We start from the raw sequence: 16,809 nt of genomic DNA on the forward strand, positions 1-16,809 counted from the left end.
GCCACCTTGACTGAATCACAGCCCCGCCCGCAGCAGCTACGCCACTACCCCATCCAGAGGATGTCGATGATGCGCAGCGTCTCCGCCTTGTCATCGATCAGGAGCGTCAGCATGCCTTCACCGTCGTTGCCGAAGAAGGCGTGTCGGATGGCTGTCTGCCCCGGTCGTTCGGGGACTGCATCCCATGGGGCCTCCAAGAGGTGAAGGAGGCGTCCGAGGAGGGGGCCGTCCCGGACATCTTCGGGGAGTCCGTTCAGTTCGTACAGCGCACGGCCGTGGAAGCCGTCGAAGCGGTACGTCACACCCGGCCTTCCCAGCCCGGCGGGGTGTAGCGGACGAAGGTGTCTTCCCTGCCCTGAAGCGCGTCCTGCACCGCTTCCTCGTAGCCGGGACGGTCGTAGGCGATGGCGCGCAGACGCCACCGGCGCAGGAGGGCCTGCACCTGCTTGAACCGCGCCAGGTCGTGAGCCGCGTCGAGCGCTTCGTCATACTCGGCCCGGAACTGGTCACGATGCGACGGCGGGAGCGCATCGAAGATCGCGGCCGGATCCTCGCCGGGATCGCGCGGCGCAGTCGGCTCCTCGGGCTGAGCGGTCATGGTGCCCAATCTACCTGTGAGACGGTCAGAGGGCTGGACTCTGCTGGATGAGCAGGCGGACGAGCCACAGAGCAAGATCCGGAGCATATGCGGAATGATCTTGGTCGGATGGGGCTCGGTCGGTGAGTCTGCGCAGGTGCGTGCGGAAATGGAAGCTCTGTTGAGCGGTCGGGCTTCTGATCCGACGGCCGCGGATTCATATCCTGCCGGGCGCGCAACCCCCCGACCAGGGGTCTTACCGCTGCCAAGATCCCAAAATAAAGCCCGACATGCCCACTTTCGTCCCCGTGGTCGCTCGATGTTCGCTCGGCTGTCGCAACCCGATCGCCGACTACACCCGCACGACCGAAGACCGGCACCGTCAGGTCCCGCACCGGCCATCGCGGGTCGGCGGCCACGCGAACCCCCATGGGCAGGGATCTGCGGCCACACGATCAGCGATCTCCCGCCGCGCGATCATCTGCTCGGCGACGTCAGCGAGCCCGGGACGGGCCGCGGATCCCTCGAACACCGCCAGAAACTGGGCCGACGGAAAGCTGCTGCAGGTTCGCCCTTGCGACGTCGATTCAGGGCGAACATGCCGCAACTCAACGAACCTGTCCCTGACAGATGCCATGATTCGCCGCGTGATCGAACTCGCGGCCCTGGTGGTGGAGATCGGGCTGCTGGGCCGGGAGCATGCGCACGTCCTCCCCAGCAAGTACGCCTCCATCGGCCCTGAAACGGAGCTATGCCAGACCGACCTGCTCGACTGGCTCCAAGAATTCGGCATGGCGGTGAGCATGCACTGCGATGACGTGGACGACCTGGAGCAGGCATACAAGCCGATCCTGAGCAAGCCGCAGCCTGTTCAGGTGACTCGGTGACCGTTACCGACGTCCAACTGGTCGAGGACGATGCCGGCGGCGAACGCCTCGACCTCCGGGTCAACGGGAGCCGAGGTCGTGGCGCGTCGAGCACCTCAGCAGCGGGTACCTCGACACGCTCGCAATGTTCGAGCACATCGACAAACTGGGCCCCGGCAAGGGTCAGCCCGCTGTCGCTTTCCAGATGCACCCAGGCCCGCCGCACCTTCCGCCTGGCGGCTTCCGCGATCGCGTCGAACCGCCACGGTGCTTCGACGCCGGTTCAATATCGGCCGGCACCGCGGCCTCGTAGTTGGATCGATGGCAGGCAGCCGGGACGGGATCGGCGCATCGATGCGCCTCGCCCCGCCAGGCCACCCCGAGCCGAGCGGCGCCGCCCTCCAGCGCGGCACAAGCGGCCTAGACCGGACAGTGACCGTAGGCATTGGCCTTCACGCCCGCCGCCATCACTGGCATGCCTCTCGCTGCCGATGCCAGTCGGCGGCGATCGAGGCCAGGTCGACGCGACCGTACGTCCCGTGTGCAACGTCCGCGACCAGATCCGCGAGAACTTCTGAACCGAAGCGGATCCGGTCTCCCGGTCGCCTCTTGCGAAGTAGCTTCGCAGCTAGATATCTTGGAGCAAGTATTTTTGAGCCAAGGTAATCGGAGGTGGCGGGTTGCGAGTCGGGGTCCTCGGGCACGGCGCGATCGGGTCGAAGGTCGCCGGGGCGCTGCGCGCCGGCGCGGTGCCGGGCGCGACGCTCGCCGGGGTCCTCACCAGGAACGGAAGCACCTCCCCGCGGCCCGTCCGCGACCTCGCCGAACTCCTTTCCGGCGCGGACGTCGTGGTCGAGGCCGCCGGGCAGCAGGCACTGCGCGAGCACGGTCCCGAGATCCTCGCCACCGGATGCGATCTGGTCGCCGTCTCGGTGGGCGCGCTGGTCGACGAGGTCCTGTTCCGCGACCTCACCCGGCCGCGGACCGCGCCGCCCGAGTCCGGACGGCTGCTGCTGTGCCAGGGGGCGCTCGGCGGTCTGGACGTCGTCCGCGCCGCGGCCTTCGGAGGGCCGCTGACCAGCGTCCGGCTCACCTCCTCCAAGTCGCCCGCCTCGCTCGTCCAGACCTGGATGGCGGAGGAGGAAGCCGAGCGGCTGAACACGCTGCGTCCCGGCGACTCCCCCGTGACCGTGTTCGACGGCGATGCCCGTGGGGCCGCCGCACGCTTCCCCCGCAACGCCAACGTGGCGGCGACGCTCGCGCTGGCGGCCGGTGGCTGGTCGGCCGTGCGCGTCCGGCTCCTGGCCGACCCGGACGCGACGCTGACCAGGCATATCGTCGAGTTCGCCGGTCCGGTCGGGGAGTACCGCTTTGAGCTGGGCAACCTGCCCGACCCGGCCAATCCGAAGACCAGCGGCCTGGTGCCGTTCGCCGTCCTGCGCACGCTCTCGGACCTGGTGCCCGACGTTCCGTGGCGGGTCGCGTGAGCCGCCGCGTCCGGTCCAGGGCCGGCGTGATCGCGCTGACCGATACCGGAGGCGACCTCCCGCCCGTCCTGTGCCTGCACGGCATCGGCACAGGCGCGGCGGCCTTCGCCCCGCTGGCCGGACTGTTGGCCGACCGGCTGCGGCTGATCGCCTGGGACGCGCCCGGCTACGGCAACTCGGCCGACCCGGAATCTGCGCCCGGCATGGACGGTTACGCCGACGCGGCCGCGGACGTCCTGGACGAGCTGGGACTCGGCCGCGCGAGCGTCATCGGCACGTCCTGGGGCGGTGTGATCGCGACCCGCCTGGCGCTCCGCCACCCCGACCGGCTGAGCGGCCTCGTCCTCGCCGACTCCACGCGCGGCTCCGGCACCGCGCCCGGGAAGGCCGCCGCCATGCGAGCGCGAGGCGGTGAGCTGGCCGAACGCGGCCCGGCCGAGTTCGCGCGGGCACGCGCGCGCCGCCTGCTGTCACCCGATGCTCCGGCCGCCGAGGTCGAGCGGGTCGCGGAGGCGATGGCCGCCACGATCCGCATGCCCGGTTACGGCTACGCGGCCGAGTCCATGGCCGCCACCGACCACGGAGACGTACTGGGCGCCGTCACGGCTCCCACCCTCGTCGTCGTCGGCGAGCACGACGCGGTCTGCCCTCCGGCGGAGAGCCGCCTCATCGCCGAGTCCGTCCCAGGTGCCCGGTACATCGAGATCCCAGGGGCGGGCCACCTGTCCAACCAGGAACGCCCCGAGTCGTTCGCCGGCGCGGTGCGCGACTTCCTGGTCACCCATTCGAAATCCAAGGAGAACCGTTAATGACCCAGCAGGCCACCGAGACCAACCTCGAAGAGCTGATCGACTCCTGCATCGCTTCCCGCGAGACCCGCCACGAGGACTGGGACACGCTCGCCTTCCAGGCCAAGGCCGGTGACGAGTTCCGCCGCGCGCAGATCCGCTACATCGGGTCAGGCGCGACCGGCAACCACGAGACCGACTCGCGGATCCTGCCGTCCGAGCACTTCACCTTCTCCAACATGCGGTTGCCGGCCGGCGCGATCGGCCCCGAGCACACCCACCACGACGTCGAGGAGGTCTTCTTCGTCCTGGAAGGGCAGCTTGAGGTCTCCGTGCACGACGTCGAGGATGGCACCAAGACCGCCAAGCGCGTACTGGGCTACCGCGACCTGATCCGCGTCCCCGCGGGCGTGCCGCGGAGCCTGAAGAACATCGGTGACACCGACGCGCTGTTCTGTGTCGTCATCGGGACGCGGAAGCCGCAGCTCCCCACCTACCCGAAGACCTCCGCAGTGCACGGCGTGACCCGAGACTGAGCGGGCCGACTGCAGAAAAGGCGAGCGGCGCCGGGACCAACAAAGTTCCCGGCGCCGTTTTCTATGCCATCAAGGAGTGAGGACGAACTTGCGGCTTGCTCCGGCTCCCGACATCTCGTAAGCCTCGGCGCCCTTGGCGAGCGGAATGGTCGTGGCGTGCACGACGTCCCCGATGCCGACGCCGCCGAGCAGCACGGCGGCGGCGAGTTCGTCCTGGTAGCGACGCACAGGCGTGGCGCCGGATGTGACCGTGATGGCCTTCGACCACACCCCGCCCAGCCACACGCCCAGCGGAGGACGCACGCCAGGCGCACCCGCCGGATAAACACCGGGAATGGCGATGGAACCGCCGTGACGCACGATCCCGATGATGTCGTTCAGCGCCAGAGCGGGCGCCACCATCCCTCCGGCCGCGGCCTTCGCAACGGCTGCGTCGGAGGCGCCGACACAATCAATACCGACGTCTACCAATGGCCGTCCGACGACCTCTGCAACGATTTCTTCGAGAGAACCGTTGGCCAGATCGGCGGGAATGAAGCCCACAGACCGAACGTGCTCCAGCCGTTCGGCGTTGAAGTCCCCGACGATGATGGCGGCCGCGCCGAGCATCCGGCACGCCGCCGCGCATGCGAGACCGACCGGTCCCGCGCCCGCGATGTAGACGGTCGAACCCGGTGCCACACCGGCCGAGCGGGCGGCGTGGTAACCGGTCGGGAGGATGTCACCGATCATGGCGACGTCCAGCAGCCGCTCGCGGGCCTGGTCGGCGTCCGCGAACACGTACAGGTTGAAGTCCGCGTAAGGGACGAGTGCGTATTCCGCCTGCATTCCGGCCCAGCCGCCGAACCCCTCGCCCATCCCGTATGTGGCACCGGGACGGGACGGGTTCGCGCTCAGGCAGTGCCCGGTGAGACCGGCACGGCAGTTCGCACACCGCCCACATGCCACGTTGAACGGAACCGAGCACGCATCGCCGACCTTGACACGCTCAACGTCCCGGCCGACCTCGACGACGACACCGGTGAGCTCGTGCCCGAGCACCATGCCCGGGGTCGCGCCCGGACCGTGCAGCGTGTGCAGGTCGGAGCCGCACACGCATGTCGCCAGCGTCCGGACTATCACACCGTGGTCGCAGCGGCGCGGGAGCACGCCGGGACCCGCCCGGGTCTCCAGGGCGGGCAACCGGACGTCCGCGACCTCGGCACGTCCCGGACCGGCGTACACGACGGCGCGCTGCGCACCGTTCGCGGACGCCGTCGCATCGTCGGCACGGCCGAGGTCGCCAGGGCTGGAGGATCCGCTCATAGCGAGCCCGACGCCTCATGCGAGCGCCCGCCGCGCTTGCCCGGAAGCAGCAACCGCTCCAGCACTTCCACCAGCACGAACAGGATGAAGCCGATCACCGTCAACCACACGATCGAGGCGAACACCGTGAGGCTGTCCATGTCGCCGCGCGCGGTGATCAGGACGACGCCCAGGCCGGTGTCGGAGCCGACGAACTCGGCAACGACCGCCCCGACCACCGCCAGCGTGATGCCGACCTTGATGCCGGCGAAGATGCTCGGCAGCGCCCACGGCCAGCGCACCTTCCAGAACGCCTGCCACCGGCTCGCGCCCATCGAGCGCACCAGCATCAGGCTCTCCGGACGGGCCGCCTTGAATCCCACCAGTGAGTCGATCACGACCGGGAAGAAGCAGATCAGTGCCACCATCAGCACCTTGGGCAGCTGGCCGAAGCCGAACCAGATGATGAACAACGGCGCGATCGCCACTTTCGGCACCACCTGCGCGATGATCAGCAGCGGGTACAGCGCGCGCCGTGCGAGGTCGCTGTAAACCATGGCCACGGCCAGTGGCACCGCGATCAGCACCGCCAGCGCGAACCCGGCGAAGATCGCCACGATGGTCGGGACGGACTGCTCGGCGAACATGGGGAAGTCGCCGAACATCTTCGTCACGACGTCCAGGGGCGCGGGGAGCACATACTCCTCCACCGCGCCGGCCGCGCACGCGAAGTGCCAGACCGCGAGGCCGATCACCACCAGACCGGTCGGCAGCGCCCAGTCGCCGAACCGGGAGTCCAGCAGGCGCTTCGCCGGCGACGGACCCTGCTTCCGGACGTGACCCGGGTCGTTCGCCGCCCGGCCCTTCGCGGTCGCGGGCCGCCTGCTCTGCTCAGTCATGCCGCTCAATTGCGCTCCTCGCTCAGGACGCCGAGGTTCTCGAACACGCCGCGGATCTCACCGACGAGGTCGGTGAACTCCCGGCTCGTGCGCGCGCTCAGATGCCGCGGGCGCTCCAGCGGGACGCGCAACTCGGCCGCGATGCGAGCGGGACGGGGCGAGAACACGAGGACGCGATCGGCGAGGAAGACAGCCTCGTCGATGCTGTGCGTGACGAAGACGACGGTCTTGCGCCGCTCCATCCACATCCGCTGCAGGTCGATCTGGATCTGGTCTCGGGTGAGCGCGTCGAGGGCACCGAACGGCTCGTCCATGACCAGGATCTCGGGGTCGTGCAGGAGCGCGCGGCACAGCGCCACCCGCTGCTGCATCCCGCCGGACAGCTCGTCGGGATAGTTGTCCTCGAAGCCGTCGAGGCCGACGCTGCCGAGCAGTTCCCTGGCGCGATCCTCTGCCGGCCCCTTGGGTGCGCGGCGGATCTCGGTCTGGAGCAGCACGTTCTGCAGGGCCGTCCGCCAGGGCAGCAGTTCCGCGCTCTGGAAGACGATCCCGAGGTCGGTGTACGGCTTGAGCACCGGCTCGCCCTGCACCCGCACCTGGCCTGAGGTCGGCTGGGTCAGCCCGGCCAGGGCCATCAGCAGCGTGCTCTTGCCGCAGCCGCTGGGCCCGACGATGGCCAGGAACTCACCGCGCTCCAGCTCGAAGGACATCTCGCTGACGGCGGTGACGGACGCGAAGGACTTGGTGAACCGGTCGAACTCGACGAAGGGAACGGTCGCCGTCGCCATCCCTCACTCCCCTCCGAGCGGGTCGGAGCAGCCGGTCAGGTAGGCGTTGCTGGCGACGTCCTCGGGCTTGAGCTCGCCCGCGGGCACACCCGCGTACTGCTCCATGATCTTGATGGTGCTCTCCCAGTCCTCGGCGGAGGTGCAGCCGAAGCCCTGTCCCTTGGTCCGATCGGTGGTCAGCAAGCCGTTGGAGATCTGCCACTGCTGCTTGACGACGTCCTTCGACAGGGTGCTCTTCGTGGCGAATTCGAAGAACGACTCGACGGCGGCGTCGGTGTTCGCGTTGGTCGTCTGGACCGCCTCGGCCGTCGCGGCGAGGAACTTGCGCAGCGCGTCGCCGTTCTCCTTGGCGAACTTCTCGGACGTGACAATGCCGGAGCTGAGCACGTCCAGGCCCGCGTCCGCGTACGGGATGGCGATCAGGTCACACTTGCACTTGACCTTCATGTTCGGCTCGGTGACGTTCAGCAGCCCGAAGGTGAACTGCGTCTTGCCCTGGACGAACAGGCTGTCGCGGGTGGGCACGTCCACCTTGTTGAGGGTGACCGACTCCGGGTCGAGGCCGCTCGCCTTGGCGAAGGCCGGAAAGACCGTCTCGGGCGCGGAGCCCGCGGTGAATCCGGCGCTCTTGCCGGCCAGGTCCTTGGCCGAGGCGATGCCGGAGTCACCGCGGGTGAAGACTGCCAGCGGCGACTTCTGCACCATGCCCCCGACCATCCGAACCGGCATTCTCTTGCCCGCGGCCTGCACCATCGCGCCCGCGTCGGCGTAGCCGATGTCGTCGGAGCCATTGGCCACGGTCTGCAGCGTGGTGGCCGATCCCGTGCCGGCGTTCAGCGTGACGTTCAGCCCGTGCTTCTCGTAGATGCCCTGCTCGACTCCCGCGACCAGGGGCAGGACGGCACCGGTGAAGAAGACGTCGGTGCGGACGTTGAGCTTCGTCCTGCCCGAGGCGTCGGTCTCGGCCTTTGAACCCGCGCACGCGGAGAGGACGAGCGCCGCCGTCAGCGTCATCGCGACGGCCGGGAGGATACGGCGGCTCCGGCGCCCCTTGCGGAGAGCGGCGAAAGGTGTGTGCATCGTGACCTCATATGACTGTGGCTCGGAAGACTCGCAGGCAGGAGGGATCCGAGGGGACCTACGCCGGGGGTGGCGCAGCGCCAAGTTACTTGCGGGCAAGTATCTGGGACTTAAATTGCTTGTGTCAAGGTATCTTGGATCGCTATCATCTCGATGGATCCATGGATCCGCCTCTCTCACACCACGGACGGTGCAATGGACACGGTCGGGAAGGCCCTGGACGACTGGCGTCGCGAGCGTCCAGACCTCGATCCCTCACCGATGGGCGTGTTCGCCCGGCTGCGCAATGCCGGGGACATGGCGCGCCAGGAACTCGAGGCGTTTCTCGCGCCCTTCGACCTGACCCCCAGGTCCTTCGACGTGCTGGCCAACCTGCGCCGCGGCGGCCCGCCCTACCGCAAGACACCGTCTGAGCTGGCCGAGTCGTCGCTGCTGTCCAGCGGCGCGATGACCGGACGGCTGGACGCACTGGAGCGCCAGGGCCTCATCACGCGCAGCCCGCACCCGAGCGACCGCCGGGTGATGTTCGCCGAGCTCACGCAGGCCGGCGTCGACCTCATCGACGATGTCTTCGCCCAGCACCTCGACAAGGAGGAGACGATGCTGGCGGCGCTGACCCCGAATCAGCGCGCGCAGATCATCGACAGCCTGATCCTCCTGCAGAGCTCCATCGAGGCCGCGATCGCCGAGCGCGAGGTCGTCCCGCCCCGCACAGGCGGCCGCCGCCGCGCCGCCCGTGTCCCCCGCTAGCTGTACTTAGCCAGAGGTCTGCTGGTCCAGCGTGTCCGCGACCAGGGACGCCAGGTCGCGCACGTGGCCGAGGAACTGGGTGTTTCCCGGCCGTGCGCGCACCGGTGGGCGCGCCGCTACGACACCGAAGGCCCGGCCGGCCTGCACGCCTGGTCCCCACGCCCGTTCCTGCGACGAGCCGCCGCGTTCTTCGCCGCCCGCGAGATCCCCCGGATCGAACCGGTCCTGACCGACAAGGCCTGGTGCTACCGCCACAGCCGCGACTTCGCCGCGGCCCTGACCGACCTGGGCGCCCGCCACGAACTCATCCGCCCGCACTGCTCCTGGCAGAACGGCAAGGTCGAACGATTCAACCGCACCCTGGCCGCCGAATGGGCCTACCGGCAGATGCACAGCTAGCGGCGGTTAGCCGGCCCAGGAGTGCGGTTCCTCTGTCATTCCCCAATAAATGCTTTTCTGGCGCATGTAGGCGGCGATGCCCTCGCGGCCCTTCTCGCGTCCGATACCGCTCTCCTTCATGCCGCCGAACGGCGTGGAGATGCTGAACTGCTTGTAGGTGTTGATCCAGACCGTCCCCGCGTCCATCCGCCGCGCGATCCGCCAGGCCCGCCGGTAGTCGCGGGTCCAAATCCCGCACGCCAGCCCATACACCGAGTCGTTGGCCTGCGCGACCAGGTCGTCCTCGTCCTCGAACGGCAGCGCGACGAGTACCGGGCCGAAAATCTCCTCCTGGCAGGTGGCCGAGTCGTTGGGGAGACGATCGAGGATCGTCGGCAGGTAGTACGCGCCCGTCTCGTACTCCTCGCCCTCCGGAACGCCTCCGCCGCACAGCACGCGTGCGCCCTCGCCCCGCGCCCGGTCCACCATCGCGGCGACGCGATCACGGTGGACGTGCGACACCAGCGGCGCGACCTGCGTCGCGGGATCGGCACCGGGGCCGATGCGCAGCTTGCGGGTGCGCTCGACAAGTTCGTCCAAGAACTGCTCGTACACGGAGCCGTGGATGAAGACGCGCGAGCCGGCGATGCAGCTCTGCCCGGATGAGGAGAAGATCCCGAACAAAAGCCCGGCGAGGGTTTGGTCCAGATCGGCGTCCGGGAACACGATCGTCGGGGACTTGCCGCCCAGTTCCAACGACACCGGCATGATCTTCTGCGCCGCGACCGCGCCGATGGCCCGTCCGGTCGCAGTGCCGCCGGTGAAGGACACCTTGCCGATGCCGGGGTGCCGGACGATCGCGTCGCCCGTCACGCCGCCCGGCCCCGGCAGCACCGACAGCAGCCCGGACGGCAGCCCGGAGTCGGTGATGACGCGGGCCAGGGCCAGCGACACCAGCGGCGTCCACTCGGCCGGCTTGAGCACGACCGCATTGCCCGCAGCCAGCGCAGGGGCGATCTTCTGTGCGTCGCTGGCGATCGGCGAGTTCCACGGGGTGATCGCGCCGACGACGCCGATCGGCTCGTGCACGCTCATCGTCACGTACGGGCCGCGCGGAACCGTGAGGGTCTCGTCCATCGTCTCCAGGACGGACGCGAAGTAGCGGAACGTCCCCTGCGCGCTGGCGACGAGCGCCCGTGTCTCGTTGATGGACTTACCGGTGTCGCAAGTCTGCAGAGCGGCCAGGTCCTCGGCGGATGCGGCGATGCTGTCGGCGATCCGGGTCAGGTGCCGGGCGCGCTCATGCGGAAGCAGATCCCGCCAGGACGGATCGGCCGCCACCGCAGCGCCCGCCCGGACCGCCTCGTCGACATCGGCGGGGTCGGCGCCGTGGACGCGCGCGATCACAGAGCCGTTCAGGGGGCTGAGCGACTCGACGACCGCGCCCGACCCGCGCCGCCAGACCCCGCCCACCAGGATCTCGTCCGCCATACCAGGGCCTCCGTCCACAAATACCTTGGACCTAAGATATTAGCCAACCAAAGCAGCAGAGTGGGCGGCGCGGGGCCCAGCCGCCGCGCGGGCTCAGGCGCTCAGCGCGGCCTGGCCGAGCCGGCCAACGCGACCACCGTCGAGCAGGCCGTCATCTACACATTGCGGCTGCTGGCCGGGCGTATCTTGCGGCTCAAAGCCGAGGCCTGCGAGCTGCACAAGCGACTCAAGGCGCTGACCAGCCAGCACCACCCCCGACCTGCTGGAGCTGCCCGGCGTTGGACCCGCCCCGTCCGAGAATCACAAGCATCACGGCCGCTGCTCGACGTCCCTATAGGTCCCTTGCCTCAGGTCGCCCAGCCCGCCGGCCGTGGCAGGTCCGTACTGCGGACGGTCGGCGGGCCGGTAAACCTGGATCGTCACTCCCTCCGGGGTGGCCCGCGATTCGACCAGTTCCAGTGCCGTGTCCGGGTCGGCGGCGGGGAACAGCCGCGTGCCCTGGCCGACGACCACCGGGACGGTGAGCAGGGTGATCTCATCGACCAGCCGGTTGTGATGCAGCCACCGGACCAAGGCGCCGCTGCCGTGCACCTGAAGCACGCCCTCCGACTTGGCTTTCAGCTCGCCGATGGCCGCTGCGACGTCACCGGACAGCACAGTGGTGCCGGCCCACCGCGGTTCGGTGAGCGTGGGCGAGGCCACGTACTTGGGCCGCGTGTTCAACGCCTCCTCGATGGGGTTGACGCTCGGATCCGGCACCGCTCCCAGTAGTCGGCGAAGAGCTCGTAGGTCCGCCGGCCGAACAGGAACGCGTCGGCGCGCTGGTGGACCTGGCCCAGAAACGCCTCGGCCTCGCCGGTGAACAGCGGCATGGCCCGTCCGCCGCGCCAAGTCCCTGCATCACTCCGTCGACGGTGACCCACGTGGTGGTCGTCAACTTCACGATCGCCCCTTCTGGGAGGGTGTCGTTCCTTCCGCACCTATCGACCGCTTCGGCGTCCGAAACTCATCGATGGGTTAACCCGAAACTCGGGAGGCTCAGGGAGCACTGAGGCTTCTCGTCACCGTCACCGCTCGGCGACGTCGAGAATCCGCGCGACCAGCACGCCCCACCAAGCAAGGGCGTGGTTCCCGACATCGCCGCACGGCAGCGGGAAGGGGAGCCGTTTGGGCGGGTACATGTCCGTCGTGGCCGGCAGCACGAGCAGGGGCTCAGGAACGCTGTTGCCGGGGGCTGGGCCACTGGCTGAGCCGGGCGGATGGCCAGCGTGCAACTCGGTCTTGGGCTGCTGCAAGCTCCTGATGCCAGCCGCGGGCCGGAACATCGACCTGGCGTTGTCGGTCAGGACCCGCTCGATGCTCGCGATACCGCGGGCGGCGAAGGAGGCAGCCGCCCGGCGCACACTGGTGACGGCGCCCTTCTCGTCGTTCAGAGCCTCGATGTAGGCGAGGCGGGTGTGGTCGTCGATGGCGGTGTGGACGAAGTCGTAGCCGATGCCGCGGCCGCGCACGGTCTTGCTGCGGCAGTGGATCCGCCAGCCGCCGCGGTCGGGGATCCGGCCGAGTATCTTGACGTCCAGGTGGGTCATCGCGCCAGGTCCGGGGTGTTCGTAGCGGCGAGGGCTCATGCGGGTGGCGCGGATCTGCCGTGACGCCCGCGTCGAACGGGTGCGCGGCAGGCGGCCCTGGCCGATGAGGCGCGGTCGGCCACCAGACCGCCGAGGACGCTGCCCCCCAGGTAGCCCAGCGCGAACGGCATCGTCGCCAGGGCGGCGGCGGGGTTGCTGTAGTGGTACACCTCGGTCAGGAGGATCACTGCGAAGCTCTGCATGACCAGCTGGCCGGTGAGCAGCCGCTGCCCGAGGAACTCCTGGAACGTGCGGATGCCCAGGAGCCCGCGCACCCGCGCCTAGGTGATCGGTGTCCGCTGGCGTGGCTGGGCGGCCTCGGCGGCGCCCACACCAGGGTCCCGGAAGAACAGCGCGGCCAGGAGGCCGAACAGCAGTTGCATCCCGCCCGCCACGAAGAAGCCATAGCGCCAGCCGTTCTCGACGCGGGAGAGATGCCCGATCAGCAGGCCGAAGACGGCGACGAACAGAGAGACGATCCCGTAGAGCGCGCCGACGGCCCGCCCCCGGGCACGGTCGTCGAACAGGTCGGCCACCATGCCGTTGACCAGTGGGTCCGCGCCGCTGACCCCGGCCGCGGTGATGACGAACAAGATCACCAGTTGGACCTGGTTCTGTGCCAGCCCGGTGGCCGCCCTCCACGATCCCTACACGCCCGAGCAGAGCACCAGGGCCCGCTTGCGGCCCGATGTGGTCGGCGACCAGCGCCCACAGCGGGCCGGAGATCACGCCGGTCGGCTTGCTCAGCCCGATCAGCATGCCGAGCGTCGACAGCGGCAGGGCCAGCGCGGCGCGCATCGTGGGGAACACCACGGAGGCCACGCTGGTCTCGCCATTGTCGGTGCTGATCAGGCCGCTCAGCAGCAGGAGCTGCCGCCATCCGCGGCGCCGCGCGACAGGCTCTGCGGGGGTGCCGCGCCGGTTGGCAGGGCCCCGGTGGACATGTCGCGCCTCCTCGGCTGCGGGGTGGGAAGTCGAAGGTCCGAGAGGGTGGGCGGGCCTGCGGAACGGGTCAGTGCCGCCGGGCGGGTTCGTCGGCCATGCGTTCGAACGCTTTGCCCCACCGCTCGATGAAGTGGGCCGTGGGGCGGGGCTCGGGGGGATGCCAGGACACCGGAGCGCTGAGGCCGGCGAGCCGTTCCTCCAGGTCTTCGGCGAGGTGGGCGCGGTCGGTGCGCCGCAGGTGGGCCGCGTATTCGGCCGGGTCGCTGTAGTAGACGGGGCCGGTCTGCAGGGTGGTGAGCATCGGGTCGGGCAGGCTGCCGGGGCGACCGGCGTGTTCGTGCCACCATTCGGCCAGGTGTGACCGCATCCGCGCGGTCAGGTCCGGTTCGTCTTCGAGCAGGTTCCGGGTGAGGTGGGGGTCGGCGGTGACGTCGAACAACTGCTCCCATTCGGCGCGGAACGAGCCGGGGTGGTAGGTGCGGATGTAGAGGTGGTCACGGGTCCGGACGGCGCGCTGGTAGGTGTGCGCGCCGTGTCCCAGCACCAGGTAGGACCGGGACTCCAGCTCCTCTCCGCGCAGCGCCGGTGCGAACGATTCGCCCTGCCAGCCCGGCGGCGCGGCCAGACCGAGCAGATCACAGAGGGTCGGGGCGAGGTCGATGTTGTAGAGCAGCGCGTCGTTGCGGCGGGCCTCGTCCGGCAGGTCGTCGGTGAGGCCGGGCCAGTAGACGATCAGCGGGACGCGCTGGACCGGCTCGGTGGCCAGACCGTGCTCGGCGTACATGCCGTGCTCGCCGAGCGCCTCGCCGTGGTCGGCGCTGACGATCACCGCCGTCTCGTCGGCGATGCCCAGCTCGTCCAGGGTCGCCATGAGCCGCCCGAAGTGGTGGTCCCAGTAGGCGATCGCGCCGTCGAACCCGTTGATCAGGTGCTCGTAGTCGGCGCGGTCGCGGATGGCGTCGGGCATGTTGTGCGGGACGGGCGACGTGCCTTGGCCGAGAAGCGTGTAGTTCAGGTCGAGGGCGCTGCGCGGGCCGTAGACGTGGTCGATGTGGGACCGGATCGTCGCGTCGTCGGGCCAGGAGGCGACCGGGGCTGAGGCCGCCATCCGGTCGGTCCATTCGGGCGGCTGGGTGTAGTCGGTGTGCGGCTCCCAGTAAGTGAGGTGGAGGTACCAGTCCTCCTCGAGGGCGTGCCTGCGGATCCAGTCGATCGCCGCGCGGTTGACATCGTGCGCCTCCTCGTCCCCGGTGCTCGCGGTGGCGCGGACGCTCTCCCGGAAGTTCCCGAGGAAGTGGTAGGCGCGGTGGCGCTCGGCGAACACCGACACCGCGGCGGTGTAGTGGCCGCCCATCTGGAGCCGCTGCCCCAGCAGGGGGCAGTCGGGATCGGGGCCGTGCCCGGCGTCCAGCCGGAACCGGGCGGCGGCGCCGAAGTGGCCGATCACCCCGTTGGTGATGCCGAACCGGCCGCTGGTCAGGGCCGTCCGGGACGGCAGGCACGGGGAGTCGGAGCAGTAGTAGCGGTCGAAGACCACCGACCGGTCGGCCAGCGCCTGGAGGTGGGGCGTGGTGGGGCGGTGGTAGCCGTAGGGAGTGGTGTGATCGGCCCGGAGGGTGTCGACGTCCACGTAGATGATGCGCATGCGGAACTCTCAAACGTTCGTGGGCATTGCTGAGCAGCGCCGACGGCGCCGTGCCGGTGGATACGGGCGGTGGCGGGTCAGGTGCGGTCGCGGGCGGCTTCGAGGCGGTGCAAGGTCAGCCGGAGCCAGGCGATGTAGGACGCCGTGGACGCGTAGCCGTGCTCGTGGGCGAGCGTGTGCACCTCCCACGCCCAGCCGGCGTCCAGCTCGGGGATCTGCGGTTCGATGTCCCGGCGGTGCTCCAGGACGGCCGACCGCCCGTCGTGCTCCAGCCGGTACTCCAGCTCGGTGCGCACGACCGCGATGGCGATCTCCGGATCGAGCTGGCCGCCGAACACGAAACGCAACTTGAAGTCGGGATCCATGGGGCGAGGGGACGGCTCGTAGGGGGACCGGGCCCACTCCAGCAGCGCCCGGCGGCCCGCCCCGGTGAGCGAGTACACCTTGGCGTCCGGCCGCCCGGAACGCGGATCCACCTCGAACTCGACCCAGCCGCGCTCCACCAGCGCACCGAGCCGGCGGTAGATCTGCGGGAGCTGCACGCCGTAGCCGAGGTACCGGCCCCGGCCCTCCATCCAGCGGCGCAGGTCATACCCGGACACCCGGCGCAGCGCCAGCATGCCCAAGATCACGTAGTCGAGCTGCATACCCCTCATTCCTATGTTCCTTGGAACTTAGCAGTGACAATGGCGTCAGCCCCGGCCGGTGTCAAGGTCCCAGGCGCAGCGGAATCCGGTGTTGCCGACCGAGGCGTCCCGGTCGTTGGCCGTGCGCGCCGCACCCCTCCAGCCCTCCTCGGGCGGCGTACTCCCACTCGGCTTCGCCGGGCAGCCGCGCCCCCGCCCACCGGCAGAACGCCTCGGCGTCGTACCAGGACACGTGCACGACCGGGCGGTGACCGTATAGGCGTCGGTACGGAACGGCTCGACGCGCACCCGGCGCACCGGCCCCTCCCCGTCCTCGGGGAACCCTTCGCGGCCATCGGTCCCCATCAGGAACTCCCCGCCGGGCAGGACGACCGCCGCGTCCAGGCCGGACACAGGGCCCGGCGACCGCTTCGCGGTCGGCAGGCAGCAGGCGCCCGTTTCGGGACCACTCATCAGTCGCTTCTTACGAAAATCGGCCTCTATGTTCTAACGTACACAGAGACCGCGACCGAGGGCACGCGATGAAGGCCATCATGGTGATGTTCGACGATATCGACCGCCGGGACCTGCCGCCGTACGGGGCGATCGGTGTGCACGCGCCCGGCTTTTCCCCGGCTGGCCGCGCGCACCGTCACCTTCGACAACTGCTACGCCGGTAGCGTGCCGTGCTGCCCGCCCGCCGGAGCTGCATACGGGGCGTACAACTCCCTGCACCGGGGATGGGGGCCGCTGGAGCCGTTCGACGACTCGATGCCCCAGATGCTCACCGAGAACCGCGTCTACACCCACCTGGTCACCGACCATCGGCACTACTGGGAGGACGGCGGGGCCACCCACCACGGCCGCTACCGCACCTTCGAGTTCTTCCGAGGGCAGGAAGGCGACGGAGCGTCGCCGACCCCCTGATCTCCGAGAGCCTGCGGGTACTCCGTCCTCCAGACGCTCGGGCAGGTCGAGCACGTCCGCAATGAGTACGAGGCGCTGCTTGAGGTGGTGCTTCATGGGCGCCGGTCGAGACAC

At 69.6% G+C, this 16,809-nt stretch carries 19 protein-coding genes and 4 pseudogenes; 8 read left to right on the plus strand and 15 right to left on the minus strand.

The genetic code is table 11. From position 1 onward, the window contains the following. Positions 1-44: 44 nt before the first annotated feature. Complete coding sequence (locus tag DMH08_RS15670) at positions 45-302, minus strand: hypothetical protein (protein WP_125615084.1); 258 nt, start codon at positions 300-302, stop codon at positions 45-47. Next, positions 299-598, minus strand: a complete 300-nt coding sequence (locus DMH08_RS15675; RefSeq protein ID WP_125615087.1) for a DUF6247 family protein — start codon at positions 596-598, stop codon at positions 299-301. Before DMH08_RS15675 ends, DMH08_RS15670 begins: the two co-directional genes overlap by 4 nt. A gap of 269 nt (positions 599-867) precedes the next feature. On the opposite strand from DMH08_RS15675, the gene DMH08_RS15680 reads away from it, so the two are divergent. The 4 genes from DMH08_RS15680 to DMH08_RS15695 all read left to right on the plus strand — a co-directional run bounded on the left by DMH08_RS15680 (position 868) and on the right by DMH08_RS15695 (position 4,254). Next, a complete protein-coding gene (locus DMH08_RS15680) occupies positions 868-1,464 on the plus strand; it encodes a hypothetical protein (protein WP_125615090.1) in 597 nt (198 codons plus the stop codon). 659 nt (positions 1,465-2,123) lie between these two features. Further along, positions 2,124-2,930: an aspartate dehydrogenase gene (locus DMH08_RS15685; protein ID WP_199747810.1), complete on the plus strand. Its 807-nt coding sequence runs from the start codon at positions 2,124-2,126 to the stop codon at positions 2,928-2,930. After that, the gene (locus tag DMH08_RS15690) at positions 2,927-3,739 is read left to right on the plus strand and encodes an alpha/beta fold hydrolase (RefSeq protein WP_233617618.1); all 813 of its coding nucleotides are present in this window, start codon (positions 2,927-2,929) and stop codon (positions 3,737-3,739) included. Before DMH08_RS15685 ends, DMH08_RS15690 begins: the two co-directional genes overlap by 4 nt. After that, positions 3,739-4,254, plus strand: coding sequence for a cupin domain-containing protein (locus DMH08_RS15695; RefSeq protein WP_125615096.1), 516 nt, complete (start codon positions 3,739-3,741; stop codon positions 4,252-4,254). The genes DMH08_RS15690 and DMH08_RS15695 overlap by 1 nt, the downstream gene beginning before the upstream one ends. A 69-nt stretch (positions 4,255-4,323) precedes the next feature. On the opposite strand, the gene DMH08_RS15700 is transcribed toward DMH08_RS15695, so the two are convergent. From DMH08_RS15700 to DMH08_RS15715, 4 genes are read right to left on the minus strand one after another with little or no spacing between them, the layout of a single operon-like run. Next, on the minus strand, positions 4,324-5,559 hold the full coding sequence (locus DMH08_RS15700) for an alcohol dehydrogenase catalytic domain-containing protein (RefSeq protein ID WP_125615099.1): 1,236 nt from the start codon (positions 5,557-5,559) through the stop codon (positions 4,324-4,326). Next, complete coding sequence (locus DMH08_RS15705) at positions 5,556-6,437, minus strand: ABC transporter permease (protein ID WP_125615177.1); 882 nt, start codon at positions 6,435-6,437, stop codon at positions 5,556-5,558. Before DMH08_RS15705 ends, DMH08_RS15700 begins: the two co-directional genes overlap by 4 nt. Before the next feature lie 5 nt (positions 6,438-6,442). Beyond that, complete coding sequence (locus DMH08_RS15710; RefSeq protein ID WP_125615102.1) at positions 6,443-7,225, minus strand: ABC transporter ATP-binding protein; 783 nt, start codon at positions 7,223-7,225, stop codon at positions 6,443-6,445. A 3-nt stretch (positions 7,226-7,228) separates the two neighbouring features. After that, positions 7,229-8,239, minus strand: coding sequence for an ABC transporter substrate-binding protein (locus DMH08_RS15715; RefSeq protein ID WP_158642319.1), 1,011 nt, complete (start codon positions 8,237-8,239; stop codon positions 7,229-7,231). A 261-nt stretch (positions 8,240-8,500) separates the two neighbouring features. On the opposite strand from DMH08_RS15715, the gene DMH08_RS15720 reads away from it, so the two are divergent. The 3 genes and pseudogenes from DMH08_RS15720 to DMH08_RS15725 all read left to right on the plus strand — a co-directional run. Beyond that, the gene (locus tag DMH08_RS15720) at positions 8,501-9,055 is read left to right on the plus strand and encodes a MarR family winged helix-turn-helix transcriptional regulator (protein WP_125615108.1); all 555 of its coding nucleotides are present in this window, start codon (positions 8,501-8,503) and stop codon (positions 9,053-9,055) included. 21 nt (positions 9,056-9,076) lie between these two features. Next, positions 9,077-9,193: pseudogene (locus DMH08_RS42380) on the plus strand (helix-turn-helix domain-containing protein); the annotation flags it as partial. Between the two features lie 27 nt (positions 9,194-9,220). After that, positions 9,221-9,445, plus strand: a pseudogene (locus tag DMH08_RS15725) (integrase core domain-containing protein); the annotation flags it as partial. 15 nt (positions 9,446-9,460) lie between these two features. On the opposite strand, the gene DMH08_RS15730 reads toward DMH08_RS15725, so the two are convergent. The 9 genes and pseudogenes from DMH08_RS15730 to DMH08_RS42625 all read right to left on the minus strand — a co-directional run bounded on the left by DMH08_RS15730 (position 9,461) and on the right by DMH08_RS42625 (position 16,242). Beyond that, on the minus strand, positions 9,461-10,924 hold the full coding sequence (locus tag DMH08_RS15730; RefSeq protein ID WP_125615114.1) for an aldehyde dehydrogenase: 1,464 nt from the start codon (positions 10,922-10,924) through the stop codon (positions 9,461-9,463). A 309-nt stretch (positions 10,925-11,233) separates the two neighbouring features. Further along, a complete protein-coding gene (locus DMH08_RS15735) occupies positions 11,234-11,683 on the minus strand; it encodes a dihydrofolate reductase family protein (protein ID WP_233617620.1) in 450 nt (149 codons plus the stop codon). Further along, positions 11,644-11,796: a hypothetical protein gene (locus DMH08_RS41620; RefSeq protein WP_233617621.1), complete on the minus strand. Its 153-nt coding sequence runs from the start codon at positions 11,794-11,796 to the stop codon at positions 11,644-11,646. The genes DMH08_RS15735 and DMH08_RS41620 overlap by 40 nt, the downstream gene beginning before the upstream one ends. A gap of 459 nt (positions 11,797-12,255) precedes the next feature. After that, positions 12,256-12,567: pseudogene (locus DMH08_RS41625) on the minus strand (IS481 family transposase); the annotation flags it as partial. Further along, positions 12,549-12,827 carry a hypothetical protein gene (locus DMH08_RS15745; protein ID WP_125615120.1) on the minus strand — a complete coding sequence of 93 codons (279 nt, stop codon included), beginning with the start codon at positions 12,825-12,827 and terminating at the stop codon, positions 12,549-12,551. The pseudogene DMH08_RS41625 and the gene DMH08_RS15745, both read right to left, overlap by 19 nt. A gap of 6 nt (positions 12,828-12,833) precedes the next feature. Continuing rightward, complete coding sequence (locus tag DMH08_RS15750; RefSeq protein ID WP_125615123.1) at positions 12,834-13,175, minus strand: MFS transporter; 342 nt, start codon at positions 13,173-13,175, stop codon at positions 12,834-12,836. 389 nt (positions 13,176-13,564) lie between these two features. Next, the gene (locus DMH08_RS15755; protein ID WP_125615126.1) at positions 13,565-15,142 is read right to left on the minus strand and encodes a sulfatase family protein; all 1,578 of its coding nucleotides are present in this window, start codon (positions 15,140-15,142) and stop codon (positions 13,565-13,567) included. A gap of 77 nt (positions 15,143-15,219) precedes the next feature. Continuing rightward, a complete protein-coding gene (locus tag DMH08_RS15760) occupies positions 15,220-15,798 on the minus strand; it encodes a PadR family transcriptional regulator (RefSeq protein ID WP_125615129.1) in 579 nt (192 codons plus the stop codon). Between the two features lie 52 nt (positions 15,799-15,850). After that, a pseudogene (locus DMH08_RS42625) lies at positions 15,851-16,242 on the minus strand (formylglycine-generating enzyme family protein). 135 nt (positions 16,243-16,377) lie between these two features. Here DMH08_RS42625 and DMH08_RS15770 point away from each other — a divergent pair. Next, a complete protein-coding gene (locus tag DMH08_RS15770) occupies positions 16,378-16,695 on the plus strand; it encodes a hypothetical protein (protein WP_125615132.1) in 318 nt (105 codons plus the stop codon). Positions 16,696-16,809: the final 114 nt, after the last annotated feature.

The sequence above is a fragment of the Actinomadura sp. WAC 06369 genome (assembly GCF_003947565.1).
Lineage (GTDB): Bacteria > Actinomycetota > Actinomycetes > Streptosporangiales > Streptosporangiaceae > Spirillospora > Spirillospora rifamycini.